Here is a 16,266-nt window from a genome sequence, read left to right as displayed (position 1 = left end):
GTGCGTTGTCCGTCGCCGCAACGTTCCCAATCAAGTGTCGCTCCTGTGGGCGTCCCTAGGATGAAACCGTGGACATCCCTCCCCATTCCTTTCCTGGCCGTACCCGATGACGAGCTCCAACCCCCTGGCCGGCAAGGCCCTGTCCACCCTGCTGCAGGGCAAGGTCGCCATCGTCACCGGCGGCAACAGCGGCATCGGCAAATCGATCGTGGAATATCTGGCCGAACTCGGCGCCAAGGTGGTGATCGATTACCGCTCCCATCCCGAAGCCACCGAGGAACTGGAGCGTGAAATCGGCGCCTACGGCGGCTGCAGCTTCGGGGTTCAGGCCGATGTGGGCAAGCTCGATGACCTGCAGCGCCTGGTGGACACCACCGTGCAGAAATATGGTCGGCTCGATGTGATGATCAACAACGCTGGCATCGAAACCCGCACCTCGATCCTCACCACCACCCCGGACAATTTCGACAAGGTGCTGGACGTCAACCTGCGCGGTGTGTTCTTCGCCACCCAGTTCGCCGCCAAGCAGATGATCGCCCAGGGCGGCGGCGGCCGCATCATCAACATCTCCTCGGTGCACGAGGACTGGCCGATGCCCGACAACACCCCCTACTGCTGCGCCAAGGGGGGTGTGCGCATGCTCACCCGCACCGCGGCCCTGGAACTGGCGCCCCACGGCATCACCATCGTCAATGTGGGGCCCGGCGCCGTGGCCACACCGATCAACGACTCCACCATGAACAATCCCGAGCTGCTGGCCAAGCTCAACGCCGCCATCCCGATGGGCCGCATGGCCCAGCCGGAGGAGATCGCCAAGGTGGTGGGCTTCCTGGCCAGCGACGCCGCCAGCTACATCACCGCCACCACGATCTTCGCCGATGGGGGCCTGATGCACAGCAGCCCCGGCCTCTGAGCCTTCAGGCCGCCGCCGGCTGCTCCGTGGAGGCCGCCGCGGGTGTCACCGCCGGGGGCGCAGCGGGGTCCCCCGCCCGTTCGGCCCGCTCCAGCCCCACCTCCACCCCCAGGTGCTGGTCGGGCCGGCCGGTGATCAGCAGGCTGGCCCGCTGCTGGGTGGCGATCATCCACAGCCACTTTGTCAGCAGGGTGAGGCGGTTCTCGTTGGCGGGCATGAAGGCCAGGTGGGCCAGGCCCCACAGCAGCCAGCCGAGGGGACCGGTGAACCTGAGGCCCCGCAGGTCGGCGACGGCGCAGAGGGGGCCGATCACCGCCATGCTGCCGAAGTCGAACCAGCGGAAGGGGGCCTGGCGCCGGCCCCCCAGCTGGGCCAGCAGGTCGAGGGCGACCCAGCCCCCCATCTGCACCGCCGGGCCGGCCATGCCCGGCAGGGGCTTGCCATCGACCGTGTGGGAATAGGAGCAGAGATCGCCCACCACCCGGATCTCCGGATGGCCGGCGATCGAGAAGTCCGGCTCCACGACCACCCGCCCACCGCGGTCGACCGCACAGCCGGTGCGCTCCGCCAGCAGCTTGCCGAGATGGGAGGCGCGCACCCCCGCACTCCAGCAGATGGTGGCCGCCTCCAGCACCCGCTCGCCGGGGGTTCCCGGTGCCGGCGACTTGAAGGCCACCGTGAGGCGTCCGGCCTCGATGCTCTGCACCCGCCCCCCCAGCACCAGCTCCACACCGCGGGAGACGAGATAGTCGCCGGCCGCCTGGGACAGCGATGGATCCATGGCCCGCAGCACCCGGTCGCCGGGGTCGACGAGCACCACGCGGCAGAGGCCCGGATCCAGCTGGCGGAAGTCGCGCCGTGCCGCGTGGCGCAGCAGCTCGTTGATCGATCCGGCCAGCTCGCAGCCGGAGGGGCCGCCGCCGACCACCACCACCGACTGCAGAAAACGGCAGCGTTCCGGATCCGGGGTCTGCTCAGCCTCCTCCAGGGCCGTGAGCACCCGGCGCCGGATCTCATCGGCGTGCTCGAGGATCTTCATCGGTGGCGCCAGTTCCCGCCACTCCTCATGGCCGAAATAGCTGCTGCCGGAGCCGGTGGCCAGGATCAGGCTGTCGTAGCGCAGGCGGCGATCGTTGAAGACCACCTCCCGGGCGGCGGCATCGAGATCGACCACCTCACCGAGCAGCACCTGCACGTTGGCCGCCCTGGCCAGCAGCAACCGCAGGGGCGTCGCCACATCCGCCTCCGACACCAGACCGGAGGCCACCTGATACAGCAGGGGCTGGAAAAGATTGAAGTTGCGCTTGTCCACCAGCGTCACCCGCACCGGCTGGCCGGCCAGCCGGTGGGCCGCCTTCAGCCCGGCGAAACCACCACCCACGATCACCACATGGGGCCAGCCCTTCATCACGGCCTCGCTGGGCTCCAGCTCGAGGAAGAAGCGTTCCTTCGCCATCGATGCGGTCCGCGGGATGCCTGAAAGCTAGGGAGGATCCCGGAAACGGCGAGCTCCCGGCCACGTCGGCATATCGCCACAATCCTGCAATAAAAGCTCACAGACCCAGGCCAGCCGCCGGAGCCTGGCCATGGTGAAGGGGCACAGCGTGGCCGGTGCCCATGCAGCAACTGCTGCCAGCCCTCAATGACCACAACCTGCCCTGGATGGACACCCTCCATCCGATCGTGGTCCACTTCGTCATCGCCATGGCGGTGATCAGCGTGGTCTTCGATCTGATCGGTGTCGTGCTGCGACGGCCGAATCTGTTTGAAGTCAGCTTCTGGAATCTGCTGTTCGCCACCGGGGCGATCTTCGTGGCGATCATCTTCGGCCAGGTGGAGGCGGGGCTGGCCGATCCCTATGGCGCCTCCCGGGCGATCCTCAACCTGCACAGCACCCTGGGATGGTCGTTGGCCGGCATCCTCTCGGTGCTCACCGGCTGGCGTTACGTTCTGCGCAACCGCGACCCTGAGACCCTGCCGCTGCCCTTCCTGGCCGCCGGCGGGGTGCTGGCCGCCCTGGTGGTGGTGCAGGTCACCCTGGGCAACCAGCTGATCTGGGTGTACGGCCTCCACACCGTGCCGGTGGTGGCCGCCGGACGGGCCGGGCTGATCTGATGGCCCTCTCCGTGCTCCCGGCCGAGGCGCCGATCCAGCAGCTGGGCGACTGGCTGGGGCCCAACGACCTGCCCTACAGCCTGCCGATCCATCCGAATCTGGTCCACTTCACGATCGGCCTGTTCGTGATCGCCATCGCCTTCGACATCGTCGGCGCCCTCTACCCGATCGAGAAGCGGGTGTTCCGCTTCCTGGCCCTGCCGATCACCCGGGCCGGCTTCCACGACGTGGGCTGGTACAACCTGCTGGCCTGCGCCATCGTCAGCTTCTTCACCGTGGCGGCGGGCTTCTTCGAGATGCTGCTGGCGGTGCCCCTGCCGGGCGTCACCAGCAGCATCGGCCTCCAGAGCATGGAAACCATGCTCTGGCACGGCGTCGGCGGGGTGGCGATCCTGCTGGCGATCATCGCCATGACCGTCTGGCGCGGCTATCAGCGCTTCCTCTGGCGCCGGGACATGGGCCGGCAGGTGCAGTGGCTCTACCTGCTGGTGGGCCTGGCCCTGTTCCTGGTGATCGGCCTGCACGGCACCCTCGGGGCCGAACTGGCGGCCGAGTTCGGCGTCCACATCACCGCCGACCAGCTCCTGGCCAACGGCGCCGACCTCCGCGACGCCCTTCCTTGAGGGCCCCCTTCCCATGACCTCCGCCCCCCCGCGTCGCCCCGGCCCCATCGCCCTCATCGCCCTGGCCCTCTGGGTCGGCCTGCTGCTGCTGATCAGCCTCTGGGTGGCGGGGCAGTCCCTGCGCTGGCTGCCGGTGCAGGCCTCCAATGCCGCCCCGCTGGTGGACGGTCTGTTCAGCTTCGAGACCGGCGTCGGCACCTTCGTGTTCCTGGGGGTGATCTCGGTGATGGCCTGGGTGATGCTCGTGCACCGGGCCGAGAAGTACGACGAGAGCGATGCCGAGCCGATCGAGGGCAACACCCGCCTCGAGGTGATCTGGACCGCCATCCCGCTGGTGCTGGTGATGGCCATCGCCTGGTATGCCATCCGGGTCAACACCGAGCTCGGGGTGCTGGGCCCGATGGAGCACGTCCATCTGAGCGAACCCCTGCCCATGGCGATGGGCGCCCCGAAAGGCCAGGGACCGGCGGAGGAGGTGGAGGTGATCGCCCGGCAATGGTCCTGGGAGTTCCGCTACCCCGCCGAGAACGTCTCCAGCACCGAGCTGCACCTGCAGCTGGATCGGCCGGTCACCTTCCGGCTGGTCTCGGAGGACGTGCTGCACGGCTTCTTCATCCCGGCCTTCCGGCTCAAGCAGGACGTGATCCCGGGCCGGGCGATCGATTTCAGCCTCACCCCCACCCGCATCGGGCGCTACCGCCTGCGGGATTCCCAGTTCAGCGGCACCTGGTTCGCCGCCAACCAGGCCGATGTGGTGGTCGAGACGGCCGACGACCACACCGCCTGGCTGAAGCAGGCCGCCGCGGCCCCCCTGCAGGCCGGCCTCAGCGTCGCCGCCGACGAGTACGCCGCACGCCAGGGCCAGCCCCGCAGCGGCTGGCCCACGGTGGTGCCGGCCCCGCCGCCCCAGGTGAACACCCCCGGTTCCCGTTCCCTTCCCCACGACGCCTGAGGCCATGACCAGCACCGCCCTCTCCCCCGAACCGCCCGCCTCCTGGCGGCGTTACTTCGGCTTCAGCACCGATGCCAAGGTGATCGGCATCCAGTACATCGTGGTGGCCTTCTTCTTCTTCCTCGTGGGTGGCCTGCTGGCCATGATCATGCGGGGGGAGCTGATCACGCCCGAGGCCGACCTGGTGGATCGCACCGTGTACAACGGCCTCTACACGATGCACGGAACGATCATGCTGTTCCTGTTCATCTTTCCGGTGCTCAACGGGCTCAACAACCTGTTGATTCCCACCATGATCGGCGCCCCCGACATGGCTTTCCCGCGGCTCAACACCGCCGCCTTCTGGCTGGTGCCGGTGTTCGGCATCCTGCTGATCGCCAGCTTCTTCGTGCCCAGCGGTCCCGCCACCTCCGGCTGGTGGTCCTATCCGCCGGTGAGTCTCCAGAACCCCCTCGGCCACCTGATCAACGGCGAGTTCCTCTGGGTGCTGGCCGTGGCCCTCTCCGGCGTCTCCTCGATCATGGGGGCGGTGAACTTCGTCACCACGATCCTGCGGATGCGGGCGCCGGGCATGGGCTTCTTCCGCATGCCGGTGTTCTGCTGGACGGCCCTCGCCGCCCAGACCCTGCAGCTGATCGGCCTGCCCGCCCTCACCGGCGGCGCCGTGATGCTGCTGATGGATCTGAGCGTCGGCACCTCGTTCTACCGGCCGGAAGGGGGCGGCGACCCGGTGCTGTATCAGCACTTCTTCTGGTTCTATTCCCACCCGGCGGTGTACGTGATCATCCTGCCGGTGTTCGGCATCTTCTCGGAGCTGTTCCCTGTCTATTCCCGCAAACCCCTGTTCGGCTACGTCTATGTGTGCCTGGCCTCCTTCATCATCGTCGGCCTGGGGCTGATCGTCTGGGTGCACCACATGTTCCCCAGCGGCGTCACCCAGTGGATGCGCAACCTGTTCATGGTCACCACGATGCTGATCGCCGTGCCCACCGGTGTGAAGGTGTTCGCCTGGCTGGGAACGCTGTGGCGAGGCAAGATCCGGCTCACCACCCCGATGCTGTTCTGCCTGGGCGGCCTGTTCAACTTCGTGTTCGCCGGCATCACCGGCATCATGCTGGCCACCGTGCCGATCGACATTCACGTCAGCAACACCTACTTCGTGGTGGGTCACTTCCACTACGTGATCTATGGCGCCGCCGTGATGGGTGTGTTCGCCGCCATCTACCACTGGTTCCCCAAGTTCACCGGCCGCATGCCCTACGAGGGCCTCGGCAAGCTGCATTTCGTGCTCACCTTCATCGGCGCCAACCTCAACTTCCTGCCCATGCACCCGCTCGGCCTGATGGGCATGCCCCGGCGGGTCTCCTCCTACGACCCGGAGTTCGCCTTCTGGAACGTGCTGGCCAGCCTGGGGGCCTTCCTGCTGGGGGTGTCGATCATCCCCTTCCTGCTCAACATGATCAGCTCCTGGGCCCGGGGCCCCAGGGCGCCGCACAACCCCTGGAACGCCATCGGCCTGGAGTGGCTGCTGCCCTCACCGCCGGCGGAGGACAACTTCGGTGAGCACGTGCCCACCGTGATCAGCCGCCCCTACGGCTACGGGACCGGCGAACCGCTGGTGGAGCACCAGACCGAGATCGAGCGCACCCTCACCCTTCAGGACGCCAACCGATGAGCAGCACCCCCGTCACCTCCGGCGACACGGCAGCGCCCCACGCCGAGACCCACGGCCACGGCGCAGGCCAGCACGCCAACCACAACCTCACCGGCTTCATCATCTTCCTGTGCTCGGAGAGCGTCATCTTCCTGGCGTTCTTCAGCGGCTACGCCCTGCTGCGGCTCTCCGCCATCGACTGGCTGCCCGCCGGTGTGGAGGGCCTGGAATGGCGCCTGCCGCTGATCAACACGGTGGTACTGGTCAGCAGCTCCTTCACGATGGTGGTGGCCGAGCATTTCAAGGGCAAGGGGAAGATCTGGCTGTTCCGGGGCTTCTGGCTGCTAACCATGGCCATGGGGGCCTATTTCCTCTACGGCCAGGCGGTGGAGTGGCGCGGGCTCAGCTTCGGCTTCACCTCCGGCACCTTCGGCGGCACCTTCTATCTGCTCACCGGCTTCCATGGCCTGCATGTGCTCACCGGCATCCTGCTGATGGGCCTGATGCTGGCCAAATCCTTCGTCCCCGGCAATTACGACCGGGGCGAAGAAGGCGTCATCGCCACGTCCCTGTTCTGGCACTTCGTGGATGTGATCTGGATCATCCTGTTCGTGCTGCTCTACGTCTGGAGAGCCTGAACCATGATCATCGACGACACCCACTACGACGTGATCCTGATCGGCAGTGGCGCCGGTGGTGGCACCCTGGCCGCCGCCCTCGCCGACGGGGGTCACACGGTGCTGCTGCTGGAGCGTGGTGGGGTGATGCCCCAGGCGGATCAGAACGTCGCCGAGGTGGGGCTGTTCCGCAAGCCGCGCTACCACCCCGACGAGAAGTGGTTCGGCACCGACGGTGACCCGTTCTCCCCCCAGATGGTGCATGCCATCGGCGGCAACACCAAGATCTGGGGGGGCGTGCTCGAGCGCATGCGGGAGCCGGAGTTCACCGGCGTGGCGCTCCAGGAGGGTCCGTCCCCGGACTGGCAGCTGCGCTATGCCGACCTGGCCCCCTGGTACGAGCGGGCCGAAGCCCTCTATCGGGTCCATGGCGTGGCCGGTGCCGACCCCACCGCCCCCGGGCGGGAGGGTCCCTATCCGGCCGAGCCGCGGCCGGTGGAGCCGTTCCTGGTGGAACTGCGCGCCGCCTTCGAGCGCCAGGGGCTCCATCCCTACGACCTGCCCCTGAGCTGGTCCGAGTCGGCGGTCGATCCCACCGGGGATGCCGAGCTGTTCGGCGTGGATCCGGCGCGCGGCTCCAGCACCGTGACGGTGAGGGAGAACGCCCGGGTGCTGCAGCTGCACGTCAACCCCTCGGGCCAGGAGGTGCGGGGCGTCGAGGTGGAGATCGACCACCAGCGCTGGCTGTTCCGCAGCCACCAGGTGGTGCTGGCCGCCGGGGCCATCGGCACACCGGAGATCCTGCTGCGTTCCGCCACCGACCACCACCCCCGCGGCCTGGCCAACGGCTCCGACCAGGTGGGCCGCAACCTGATGAAGCCCCAGCTCACCTCGATCCTGCAGCTGGCGGCCGCCCCCACCTCGGGCCGCTACGCCCGCGGCCATGGCATCACCGACTTCTACTGGGGTGACAAGAACGTCGACTTCCCGCTCGGTTCGATCCAGAGCGGCGGCGGGGTGCTCCAGGACGCCCTGTTCGCCGAGTCACCGCCGGTGCTCTCCCTGGTGACCCGCCTGCTGCCGGACTTCGGCCTCGAGCAGCTGGCCGCCCGCTCGATCACCTGGTGGGCGATGAGCGCCGTGCGGCCCGATCCCCACAACCGGGTCGCCCTGCGGGGTCAGAACCTGCAGGTGCATTACACGGCCAACAACCGGGAGGCCCACGACCGGCTCGTCTACCGCTGGATCGACTGCCTCAAGGCCGTGGAGGCCGACCCCCTGACCCTGGTGGCCAAGGCCGCCCCCACCCATCCCCGCGGCGAAGCCCCCCTGCCGGTGATCGGCGGCGCCTGCGGCACCTGCCGCATGGGCTCGGATCCGGCCACCTCGGTGGTGAACCTCGACGGCCGCAGCCACGAGCTGGCCAACCTCTGGATCGTCGATGCCAGCGTGCTGCCCTCCTGTCCGTCGGTGGGGGTGGGGCTCACCGTGATCGCCAATGCCCTGCGCATCGGCGCCGCCCTGAAGGCCTGCCTGTGACGGCCAGCGTCCCCAGCCCCGCCGCGATCGACGCCATCACCCCGTCGGAGACCCGGCGCATGGCCGAGCGCGACCACGGCCTCGCCCCCTGGAGCCTGTGGGGCAGCTACCTCAGCGAGCGCCAGTGGGGCACCGTGCGCGAGGACTACTCCGCCGACGGGGACGCCTGGCGCTCCTTCCCCCACGACCACGCCCGTTCCCGCGTCTACCGCTGGGGCGAGGACGGCCTGCTGGGCCTCTGCGACGACCAGTGCCGCCTGTGCTTCTCGCTGGCCCTCTGGAACGGTGTGGATCCGATCCTCAAGGAACGGCCCTTCGGCCTCGGCAATCCCGAAGGCAACCACGGCGAGGACCTCAAGGACTACTTCTTCCATCTCGCCAACACCCCCACCCACAGCTTCATGCGGGGCCTGTACAAGTACCCGCAGCGGGAGTTCCCCTACGCCGATCTGCTGGCGGAGAACGGCCGGCGCGGCCGCGACCAGCCCGAGTACGAACTGGTCGACACGGGCCTCTTCGACGAGAGCCGCTACTTCGATGTCCTCATCGAGTACGCCAAGGCCGGCCCGGAAGACCTGCTGATCCGCATCCGCGCCACCAACCGCGGCCCCGATCCCGCCCCGCTCACCCTGCTGCCCAGCCTGTGGCTGCGCAACACCTGGCGCTGGGGCTATCCCGATGAGGTCGAGCGCCGGATCCGCCCCCTCGGTGACGCCGGCGGTCCTTCGATCGTCACCGAGGCGCTCCCCCACCTGGGGGTGTACCAGCTCGACTGCCGGGAACCCGGCACCTGGATCTTCACCGACAACGAGACCAACAGCGAGCGACTCTGGGGCCAGCCCAACGCCACACCCTTCCAGAAGGACGGCTTCCATCGCCATGTGGTCGACGGGGAGACCGGCGCGGTGAACCCGGCCCTGGTGGGCAGCAAGGCGGGGCGTGTGCTGCAGCGCACCCTGGCCGCCGGCGAGGAGTGGCTGGTGGAGCTGCGCCTGCATCGGCTCGACGGCCCCGCGCCGGGCCCGGCCGAGCTCGGGGAGACGTTCGAGGCGATCTTCAGCGAACGGGAGCGGGAATGGCTGGAGTACTTCGACCATCGGGTGCCGGGGCTGTCCGAGGACGACCGCCGCATCCACCTGGCGGGCACCGCCGGACTGCTGTGGTGCAAGAAGTACTACGGCTGGAGCGTGATGCGCTGGCTCGAAGGCGACCCCACCGGCACGCCGCCGCCGCCGGAGCGCCGCCGCGGCCCGAACGCCTACTGGCAGCGGCTGCACGCCCACGACGTGATCTCGATGCCGGACTGCTGGGAGTACCCCTACTTCTGCCAGTGGGATCTGATGTTCCACGCCGTGGCCTTCGCCGTCTTCGATCCGGCGACGGCCAAGGAGCAGTGCATGCTGCTGCGCAAGCCCCAGTACACCGCCCCCAACGCCCAGACCCCCGCCTATGAGTGGGCCCTTTCGGACCCCAATCCCCCGATCGGGGCCTGGGCGGCGATGCGCATCTATCAGATCGATCGCAAGAACAGCGATGCCGCCGATCTGGCCTTCCTGCGCGCCGCCCTGCGCAAGCTGATCCTGGAGTACGGCTGGTGGGCCAACCGCAATGACCGCTCCGGCGACAACGTGTTCGAGGGGGGATTCCTGGGGCTCGACAACATCGCCGTGTTCGATCGGCGCTTCCCCCTCGCCGACGGCAGCATCATCGAGCAGTGCGACGGCACGGCCTGGATGGCCTCGCTCAGCCTCAACCTGCTGCAGATCGCCGTGGAGCTGAGCCGCGAGGAGCCGGAGTACGCCGACATCTGCGAGCGGTTCGTGGTGGATTTCGTGCAGCTGGCGATCGCCCTCAACAATCCCGCCGGCCGCAATTACCTCAACTGGGATGAGGAGGACGGCTTCTACTACGACGTCATCAAGCGTCCCGACGGCAGCGTCGACTACCTGCGCACCCGCTCCATCTCGGGCCTGGTTCCCCTGCTGGCGGTGCAGAGCTTCGACATTGACACGGTGGCACGGTTGCCGATGCTCGATGTCACCAACGCCCTGGCCTGGTTCACCCACGAGCGCACCACGCCCTCCTGGGTGGTGGAAAACCTGGCGATCTGGAACAACGAACGGGTGCTGTTCACCCTGGTGCCCAGGGAGCGGCTGCAGCGCATCTGCGAGCGGCTCTTCGATGAGGAGGAGTTCCTCTCCCCCCATGGCATCCGTTCCCTTTCCAAGGTGTACGAACAGCACCCCTACACCTACACCGAAGGCAGCGAGAGCCAGACCCTCGCCTACAGCCCGGCCGACAGCCCGGTGGCGATGTTCGGGGGCAATTCCAACTGGCGCGGGCCGGTGTGGATGCCGATGAACTTCCTCCTGATCGAATCGCTGCAGAAGTTCGCCCATTTCTACGACGACAGCTTCAAGGTGGAGTTCCCCACCCGTTCAGGGCACTGGATCACCCTCTGGGAGGCCTCCCTGGAGCTGGAGAAGCGGCTGGTGGGTCTGTTCCGCCGCGACGGCCGTGGCCGTCGTCCCTTCCTGGGAGATGTGGAGCTGTTCCAGACCGATCCCCACTGGCGCGATCTGATCCTGTTCAACGAATACTTCCACGGCGACAATGGCAGCGGAGTGGGTGCCTCCCACCAGACCGGATGGAGCGCCATGGTCTGCAAGATGCTCAACCAGCTCCACCGCTATCCCGAAGGCTGATCCCCCACCATGCGCACCCCGTCCTCCAGCGCACCGGTCGCCGGTCCGAGCCCGTACACCTCGCCCCTGCCCCAGGCCGAGCAGCTGCAGGTGAGCCACGGCGCCCACTTCGACGTGGTGATCATCGGCAGCGGCGCCGGCGGCGGCACCCTGGCCCGCCACCTGGCCCCCACGGGCCTGAAGGTGCTGGTGCTGGAGCGGGGCGACTGGCTGCCCCAGGAGCCCCAGAACTGGGACGCCGAAGCGGTGTTCCAGCAGAACCGCTACGTGTCGAAGGATCCCTGGCTCGACAAGCACGGCAAACCCTTCCAGCCCGGCAGCCATTACTTCGTCGGCGGGGCCACCAAGATGTACGGCGCCGCCCATTTCCGCCTGCGCCAGCAGGACTTCGAGGAGCTGGCCCACTTCGATGGCACCTCGCCGGCCTGGCCCCTGCGCTACGCCGACTTCGAGCCCTGGTACCAGAAAGCCGAGGAGATGTACCACGTGCACGGCCAGCGCGGTGAGGATCCCACCGAGCCGCCCTGCAGTGGCCCCTACCCCCATCCGCCGGTGGCCCACGAGCCGCGCATGCAGCAGCTGGTCGACGACCTGCGCGCCGCCGGGCTCCACCCCTTCCACGCCCCCAGCGGCGTCCAGCTCGATGAGGCCCACATGGCCTTCAGCCGTTGCCGCAAGTGCAACTGCTGCGATGGCTTCCCGTGCCTGGTACACGCCAAGTCGGACGCGGAGGTGCTGGGCATGCGGCCGGCCCTGGCGCAGCCGAACGTGTCCCTGCTGACGCGGGCCCAGGTGAAACGGCTGTGCACCGATGCCACCGGTCGCACGGTGACCGGGGTGGAGCTGGAGCGGGATGGCGAGCCGCTCACGGTGAGCGGTGATGTGGTGGTGGTGAGCTGCGGCGCCGCCAACAGCGCCCGGCTGCTGCTGCTGTCGGCCAACGACCGCCACCCCCGGGGCCTGGCCAACGGCTCCGACCAGGTGGGGCGCCACTACATGTTCCACAACAGCAAGGCGATGGTGGCCCTGGCCCATGAGCCGAACCGCACCATCTTCCAGAAAACGGTGTCGATCAACGACTGGTATCTCGGGGATGCCGACTTCGACTACCCCATGGGCAACATCCAGATGACGGGCAAGACCAACGGCACGATCATGAAGGGCTACGCGCCCCTGGAAACGTTCATGATGCCCGGCTGGAGCATGGACAAGATCGCCGAACATGCGCTCGACTTCTGGATCTCCAGCGAGGATCTCCCCGATCCGAACAACCGCGTGACCGTGACCGGCAGCGGCCAGATCCAGCTGAGCTACACCCCCAACAACCTCACCGCCTCGGCGCGCCTGGTGAGCCGCCTCGAGGGGCTGCTGGATCGCCTCTACCTGCGCAAGCACCTGGTGGAGCGCCAGTTCTACATCGCCAACAGCATGGGCATCGCCGCCGTGGGCCACCAGGCCGGCACCTGCCGCTTCGGCAGCGATCCGGCCACCTCGGTGCTCGACCTCGACTGCAAGGCCCACGAGCTCGACAACCTCTACGTCGTCGACACCAGCTTCATGCCGACGATCGGCGCCGTGAACCCCTCCCTCACCGCCATCGCCAATGCCCTGCGGGTGGGCACCCACCTGGTGGAACGGCTGCGGGGCTGAGGGTGGCGATGGACACGCCGGAGGAAACGTCGGAGCGGCGGGTGCTGGTGGCCCTGGGCACCGCCTGGGCCCTGACGGCCGGGTGGTTCCTGTTCTGGCCGGTGCCCACCGAAGTGGTCGGCCGGGGGGTGGTGATCGTGCCCGGCGGCGCCACCGTGATCGATTCCCGGGCTGAAGGTCAGATCCTCAGCCTGCCGGTACAGGAGGGCCAGCGGGTGCGCCGGGGCCAGACCCTGGTGCGCCTCTACCTGCCCACCCTGGAGCAACAGTTGCGCCGCCAGGAGAAGGACCTGGCCGAGCTGATCCGCATCAACGCCGATCTCGACCGGCGCGACCGGGCGCGGCTGGCCTCGGCCCGGCGGCTGCGGGACACCGCCCTGGCCAAGCTGGAGGGCAACCGCGAGCGCCTGGACGCCCTGCGTCGCGTCTATGACCAGAAGGTGGCCGATTTCCGCCATCTGGCCCGCCGCGAGGTGGTGGCCCCCCTGGCCGCGGAGGTGGTGGCCAGTGAGGACCGGGCCATCCAGCTCGACAACAGCGTCGCCGAGCTGGGCATCCGGCAGCGGGAGGCCATCGACGCCTGGGAGAAGGTCCGGCTCGCCATCGACACCGAAGCCCAACGGCGGCGCTTCGCCATCGAGGACGCCCGCCGCGCCGTCCGGGTCACCCAGACCCGCCTGACCTACGACGGCACCCTCACCGCCACCCGGGACGGGCGGCTTCTGGATCTGCAGGTGGTGCGGGGCCAGACGGTGAAGCCCGGGCAGCGCCTCGGCACCCTGGGGAGTCCCCGGGCCGACCGCGGCAACGCCGACGGCGGCGGCCAGGCCCTGCAGGCGGTGGCCTACTTCGCCCCGGCCGATGCCCGCCGCCTGCAACCCGGCCTGGCCATGGAGGTGGTACCGGACTGGAACGAGCGGGGCCGCTTCGGCGGCATCCGCGGCCGCGTCCGCCGCATCAACCTGCTGCCCGCCACCCGCGAGGACGTCAACACCACCCTGGGCAACCCCCAGCTGGCGGAGGCCCTGGTGCGCAACGGGCCGGTGATGCGCACCGAGATCGCCCTGCTGCCCGGGGGTGGCGGCTCCGGCGTCGACGGCTATCGCTGGACCCTCAGCCGCGGCAGCAGCGTCTTTCCGATCCGCGAGGGGCTGACGCTCAAGGCCCACGGCTACGTGGAATGGCGCCCGCCGGTCAGCTACCTGCTGCCGCTGCTGCGCGACCTCACCGGCAGCTACCGCACCCTGCGCCAGCAGGAGCGCCAGGACCAGCCGCCCCTGCGCCAGCGGGACGCCCTGCCATGACCCGCGAACTTCCCTGGCTGGTGGTGGAGGCGGCCCTGCTGGTGGTGCTGCTGCACGCCAATGCCCCGGAGGTGTGGTTCTGGTTCGCCGCCCTGCTGGTGGTGCTGCTGTGGCGCTCGTTCGCCTGGCGCCAGCGCCGCTGGCAGCGGCTGCAGCAACGCCAGAGCGACGCTCAGGAACCGCCCAGCACCAGCGGCAGCGCCACCGGCTGATCGGGCCGGTCCGGCACCGGGAGCAGTTCGCGCAGCAGCTGGGCGTAGCTGACATTGGCCAGGGTGGTGGATTCGGCCACCCCCTCCATCGCCCCGGTGAGGGTGGCGACGGTGTCGGCCACATCGCTGTAGTCGGCCAGCCCCAGCTGGTAGCGGGCCCGCACGTCGCGGAAGGCCTCGCGGGAGGCGCTGTAGGAGGCGCGGGCCGCCACGATCTGGCGCAGGGCGGCCCGATGGTCGTAGAAGGCGGCCTCGAGGCGCTGGCGGATGGCGTTGCGCTCCCGGGCCAGCTGCTGGTCGGTGCGGGCGGCGGCGCTGCGGCTGGCGGCCACGGCGCCGGCGGTGACGCCGCCGTCGAAGAAGCGCCAGTGCAGCTGCAGGCCCGCCGCCCAGTCGGAGCGCTGGTTGAGCAGCTGGGGGATGAGGGCGGAGCTGCAGCAGCCCTCCAGCCGGATCACGGGCTGGGTGATCAGCCCCTGGCCGTAGCCGCCGGTGGCCACCAGCCGCAGGCTGGGCAGCAGCTCGGCGGCGCGGCGGTCGGCCTGGCGCAGCAGGGCGTCGCGGGCGGCCTGCAGGGCCCGCAGCTGGGGGTTGTCCTGCCAGCCGCGCACGATCGTCTGCTCCAGATCGAGGGGCCAGGGGGGCTGCAGCCGCACCGCATCGCTGGCCCGCAGGCTGACGTCGAAGGGCACGTTGATCAGGTTGCTGAGCTGGCGCTGGCGACTCAGCTGCAGGGCCTCCGCCTGCTCGAAGCGGTAGCGGCTCTGCTGCAGGGCGGCCTCGGCCCGGAGCCGGTCCAGCCGCGGCACCAGGCCCGCCTGCTGGAGGGCCGCCACCTGGTCGCGCACCACCGTGTCGCTCTCGACGACGGCCCGGCGGATCCGCAGCAGCTGGTCGGCAAGCTGCAGGCCGTAGTAGGCGATGCTCACATCCAGCTGCAGCTGGCGCAACCGGTCGGCGTAGCGCTGGCGGGAGGCCCTGAGGCTGTCGTCGGCCTCGGCGATGGCGGCGGCGCGATAGGGGCTGAGCAGCTCCCAGGCCAGCTCCACCCGGGCGGCGGCCGCACCAACATTGGACTGCACCACATTCCAGCCCTGGTTGCGGACCAGAAACGGGGAGCCCGACGGATAGATGCCGGCGTTGTCGGTCCAGACCTGGTTGTAGGAACGCTGCTGACTGAAACCACCCGCCAGGTTCAGGCCCAGCTCTGGCCAGCGGCGCCCCCGGGCCGAACCGGCCAGGTCCTGCTGCTCGCGCACGCCGAGCCCGGCGGCGGCCAGATCGGGATCGTTGCGCACCGCCACCGCCAGGGCCTCGGCCAGGCTGAGCCGCTGGCGCCGCGCGATCCGCACCGCCTCGGGCACCTCGGGCAGGGCGTTCGCCGCCGGGGCTGGCAGCAGTGGGGCCAGCAGGGCCGGATCGGGCGGGCCGGGCATGGAACCATCCGGCTCCCCGGCTTCGCCGGCCTCGGGCGCGGCGGGCAGCAGGGTGCGGTCGAGCCGTTCGAGGTCCTCCTGGAACCCCTGGAGGCTGCGCAGCAGCGCCGGCGAGGGGGGCGGCAGGCGCCGGGGCCGGGGGGCGGCGATCAGCTCCTGGCCCCAGGCCTGGGCCAGCAGCGCCGCCAGCGCCAGGCCCAGGGCCGGGGCCGGGGCCAGGCAGTGTCGGAGCTGACGCCGGATCACGGCCGGCGTGTCCCGGGGGGCGGACCCAGGGACGGGGCCGATGGCGCGGCGGCTGGCGGGAGGGGTGGCGTCGGGGTGGCGGGTGACGTGGCGGTGGCGGTGCGGGCCTGCATCAGATCGTGCAGACCCAGGCTGGTGCGGGCCAGACAGCCGATCGAGAAACAGATCGCCGCACTGCCGAACAGGCCCAGCTGCGCCTCGCGGGTCTCGCCCTGAAGGCGCGTCATCGCCAGCAGCACCACCCCGGCGGCCAGCCAGGGCAGGGTGACAACCAGGCCGAGCTGGGAGCGGGTCATCGCC

At 69.5% G+C, this 16,266-nt stretch carries 14 protein-coding genes; 11 read left to right on the top strand and 3 right to left on the bottom strand.

The genetic code is table 11. From position 1 onward, the window contains the following. Positions 1-106 precede the first annotated feature (106 nt). A complete protein-coding gene (locus KBZ08_RS07415; RefSeq protein WP_106219397.1) occupies positions 107-913 on the top strand; it encodes an SDR family NAD(P)-dependent oxidoreductase in 807 nt (268 codons plus the stop codon). Between the two features lie 4 nt (positions 914-917). Here the strand turns inward: KBZ08_RS07415 and KBZ08_RS07410 are convergent, their stop codons facing one another. Next, positions 918-2,369 (bottom strand): NAD(P)/FAD-dependent oxidoreductase, encoded by a 1,452-nt coding sequence (locus tag KBZ08_RS07410; RefSeq protein WP_254972244.1) that lies wholly within the window; start codon positions 2,367-2,369, stop codon positions 918-920. A 161-nt stretch (positions 2,370-2,530) separates the two neighbouring features. On the opposite strand from KBZ08_RS07410, the gene KBZ08_RS07405 reads away from it, so the two are divergent. From KBZ08_RS07405 to KBZ08_RS07360, 10 genes are read left to right on the top strand one after another with little or no spacing between them, the layout of a single operon-like run. Beyond that, a complete protein-coding gene (locus KBZ08_RS07405; RefSeq protein WP_015110318.1) occupies positions 2,531-3,028 on the top strand; it encodes a DUF2231 domain-containing protein in 498 nt (165 codons plus the stop codon). Further along, positions 3,028-3,651, top strand: a complete 624-nt coding sequence (locus KBZ08_RS07400) for a DUF2231 domain-containing protein (RefSeq protein WP_106219399.1) — start codon at positions 3,028-3,030, stop codon at positions 3,649-3,651. Before KBZ08_RS07405 ends, KBZ08_RS07400 begins: the two co-directional genes overlap by 1 nt. Before the next feature lie 13 nt (positions 3,652-3,664). After that, positions 3,665-4,603, top strand: coding sequence for a cytochrome c oxidase subunit II (locus KBZ08_RS07395; protein ID WP_254972243.1), 939 nt, complete (start codon positions 3,665-3,667; stop codon positions 4,601-4,603). 4 nt (positions 4,604-4,607) lie between these two features. Continuing rightward, positions 4,608-6,278, top strand: coding sequence for a cbb3-type cytochrome c oxidase subunit I (locus KBZ08_RS07390; RefSeq protein ID WP_254972242.1), 1,671 nt, complete (start codon positions 4,608-4,610; stop codon positions 6,276-6,278). After that, complete coding sequence (locus tag KBZ08_RS07385; protein WP_254972241.1) at positions 6,275-6,895, top strand: heme-copper oxidase subunit III; 621 nt, start codon at positions 6,275-6,277, stop codon at positions 6,893-6,895. The genes KBZ08_RS07390 and KBZ08_RS07385 overlap by 4 nt, the downstream gene beginning before the upstream one ends. A 3-nt stretch (positions 6,896-6,898) precedes the next feature. After that, positions 6,899-8,413 carry a GMC oxidoreductase gene (locus KBZ08_RS07380; protein ID WP_254972240.1) on the top strand — a complete coding sequence of 505 codons (1,515 nt, stop codon included), beginning with the start codon at positions 6,899-6,901 and terminating at the stop codon, positions 8,411-8,413. After that, positions 8,410-11,118 (top strand): MGH1-like glycoside hydrolase domain-containing protein, encoded by a 2,709-nt coding sequence (locus tag KBZ08_RS07375; RefSeq protein ID WP_396122382.1) that lies wholly within the window; start codon positions 8,410-8,412, stop codon positions 11,116-11,118. Before KBZ08_RS07380 ends, KBZ08_RS07375 begins: the two co-directional genes overlap by 4 nt. 9 nt (positions 11,119-11,127) lie before the next feature. Next, positions 11,128-12,768: a GMC family oxidoreductase gene (locus KBZ08_RS07370; RefSeq protein ID WP_254972239.1), complete on the top strand. Its 1,641-nt coding sequence runs from the start codon at positions 11,128-11,130 to the stop codon at positions 12,766-12,768. 8 nt (positions 12,769-12,776) lie between these two features. Continuing rightward, complete coding sequence (locus KBZ08_RS07365; RefSeq protein ID WP_106219405.1) at positions 12,777-14,072, top strand: NHLP bacteriocin system secretion protein; 1,296 nt, start codon at positions 12,777-12,779, stop codon at positions 14,070-14,072. Continuing rightward, a complete protein-coding gene (locus KBZ08_RS07360) occupies positions 14,069-14,284 on the top strand; it encodes a hypothetical protein (RefSeq protein WP_106219406.1) in 216 nt (71 codons plus the stop codon). Before KBZ08_RS07365 ends, KBZ08_RS07360 begins: the two co-directional genes overlap by 4 nt. On the opposite strand, the gene KBZ08_RS07355 is transcribed toward KBZ08_RS07360, so the two are convergent. Together KBZ08_RS07355 and KBZ08_RS07350 are read right to left on the bottom strand one after the other, a co-directional pair. After that, positions 14,245-15,966: a TolC family protein gene (locus KBZ08_RS07355; protein WP_254972238.1), complete on the bottom strand. Its 1,722-nt coding sequence runs from the start codon at positions 15,964-15,966 to the stop codon at positions 14,245-14,247. The genes KBZ08_RS07360 and KBZ08_RS07355 overlap by 40 nt on opposite strands. After that, positions 15,963-16,262 (bottom strand): hypothetical protein, encoded by a 300-nt coding sequence (locus KBZ08_RS07350; protein WP_254972237.1) that lies wholly within the window; start codon positions 16,260-16,262, stop codon positions 15,963-15,965. Before KBZ08_RS07350 ends, KBZ08_RS07355 begins: the two co-directional genes overlap by 4 nt. Positions 16,263-16,266 lie beyond the last annotated feature (4 nt).

This window comes from Cyanobium sp. Candia 9D4 (assembly GCF_024346155.1).
GTDB classification, from domain to species: Bacteria; Cyanobacteriota; Cyanobacteriia; order PCC-6307; family Cyanobiaceae; genus Cyanobium; species Cyanobium minutissimum.
Note: the sequence above shows the minus strand (reverse complement) of the source record. Positions and strands in the feature narration are given on the sequence as shown.

What these genes read in the sequence shown, in the direction of transcription:
- KBZ08_RS07365 (WP_106219405.1), top strand. Translation starts at nt 12,777, where the DNA reads ATGGACACGCCGGAGGAAACGTCGGAGCGGCGGGTGCTGGTGGCCCTG.
- KBZ08_RS07415 (WP_106219397.1), top strand. Translation starts at nt 107, where the DNA reads ATGACGAGCTCCAACCCCCTGGCCGGCAAGGCCCTGTCCACCCTGCTG.
- KBZ08_RS07410 (WP_254972244.1), bottom strand. Translation starts at nt 2,369, where the DNA reads ATGGCGAAGGAACGCTTCTTCCTCGAGCTGGAGCCCAGCGAGGCCGTG.
- KBZ08_RS07385 (WP_254972241.1), top strand. Translation starts at nt 6,275, where the DNA reads ATGAGCAGCACCCCCGTCACCTCCGGCGACACGGCAGCGCCCCACGCC.
- KBZ08_RS07380 (WP_254972240.1), top strand. Translation starts at nt 6,899, where the DNA reads ATGATCATCGACGACACCCACTACGACGTGATCCTGATCGGCAGTGGC.
- KBZ08_RS07395 (WP_254972243.1), top strand. Translation starts at nt 3,665, where the DNA reads ATGACCTCCGCCCCCCCGCGTCGCCCCGGCCCCATCGCCCTCATCGCC.
- KBZ08_RS07360 (WP_106219406.1), top strand. Translation starts at nt 14,069, where the DNA reads ATGACCCGCGAACTTCCCTGGCTGGTGGTGGAGGCGGCCCTGCTGGTG.
- KBZ08_RS07350 (WP_254972237.1), bottom strand. Translation starts at nt 16,262, where the DNA reads ATGACCCGCTCCCAGCTCGGCCTGGTTGTCACCCTGCCCTGGCTGGCC.
- KBZ08_RS07370 (WP_254972239.1), top strand. Translation starts at nt 11,128, where the DNA reads ATGCGCACCCCGTCCTCCAGCGCACCGGTCGCCGGTCCGAGCCCGTAC.
- KBZ08_RS07400 (WP_106219399.1), top strand. Translation starts at nt 3,028, where the DNA reads ATGGCCCTCTCCGTGCTCCCGGCCGAGGCGCCGATCCAGCAGCTGGGC.
- KBZ08_RS07390 (WP_254972242.1), top strand. Translation starts at nt 4,608, where the DNA reads ATGACCAGCACCGCCCTCTCCCCCGAACCGCCCGCCTCCTGGCGGCGT.
- KBZ08_RS07405 (WP_015110318.1), top strand. Translation starts at nt 2,531, where the DNA reads ATGCAGCAACTGCTGCCAGCCCTCAATGACCACAACCTGCCCTGGATG.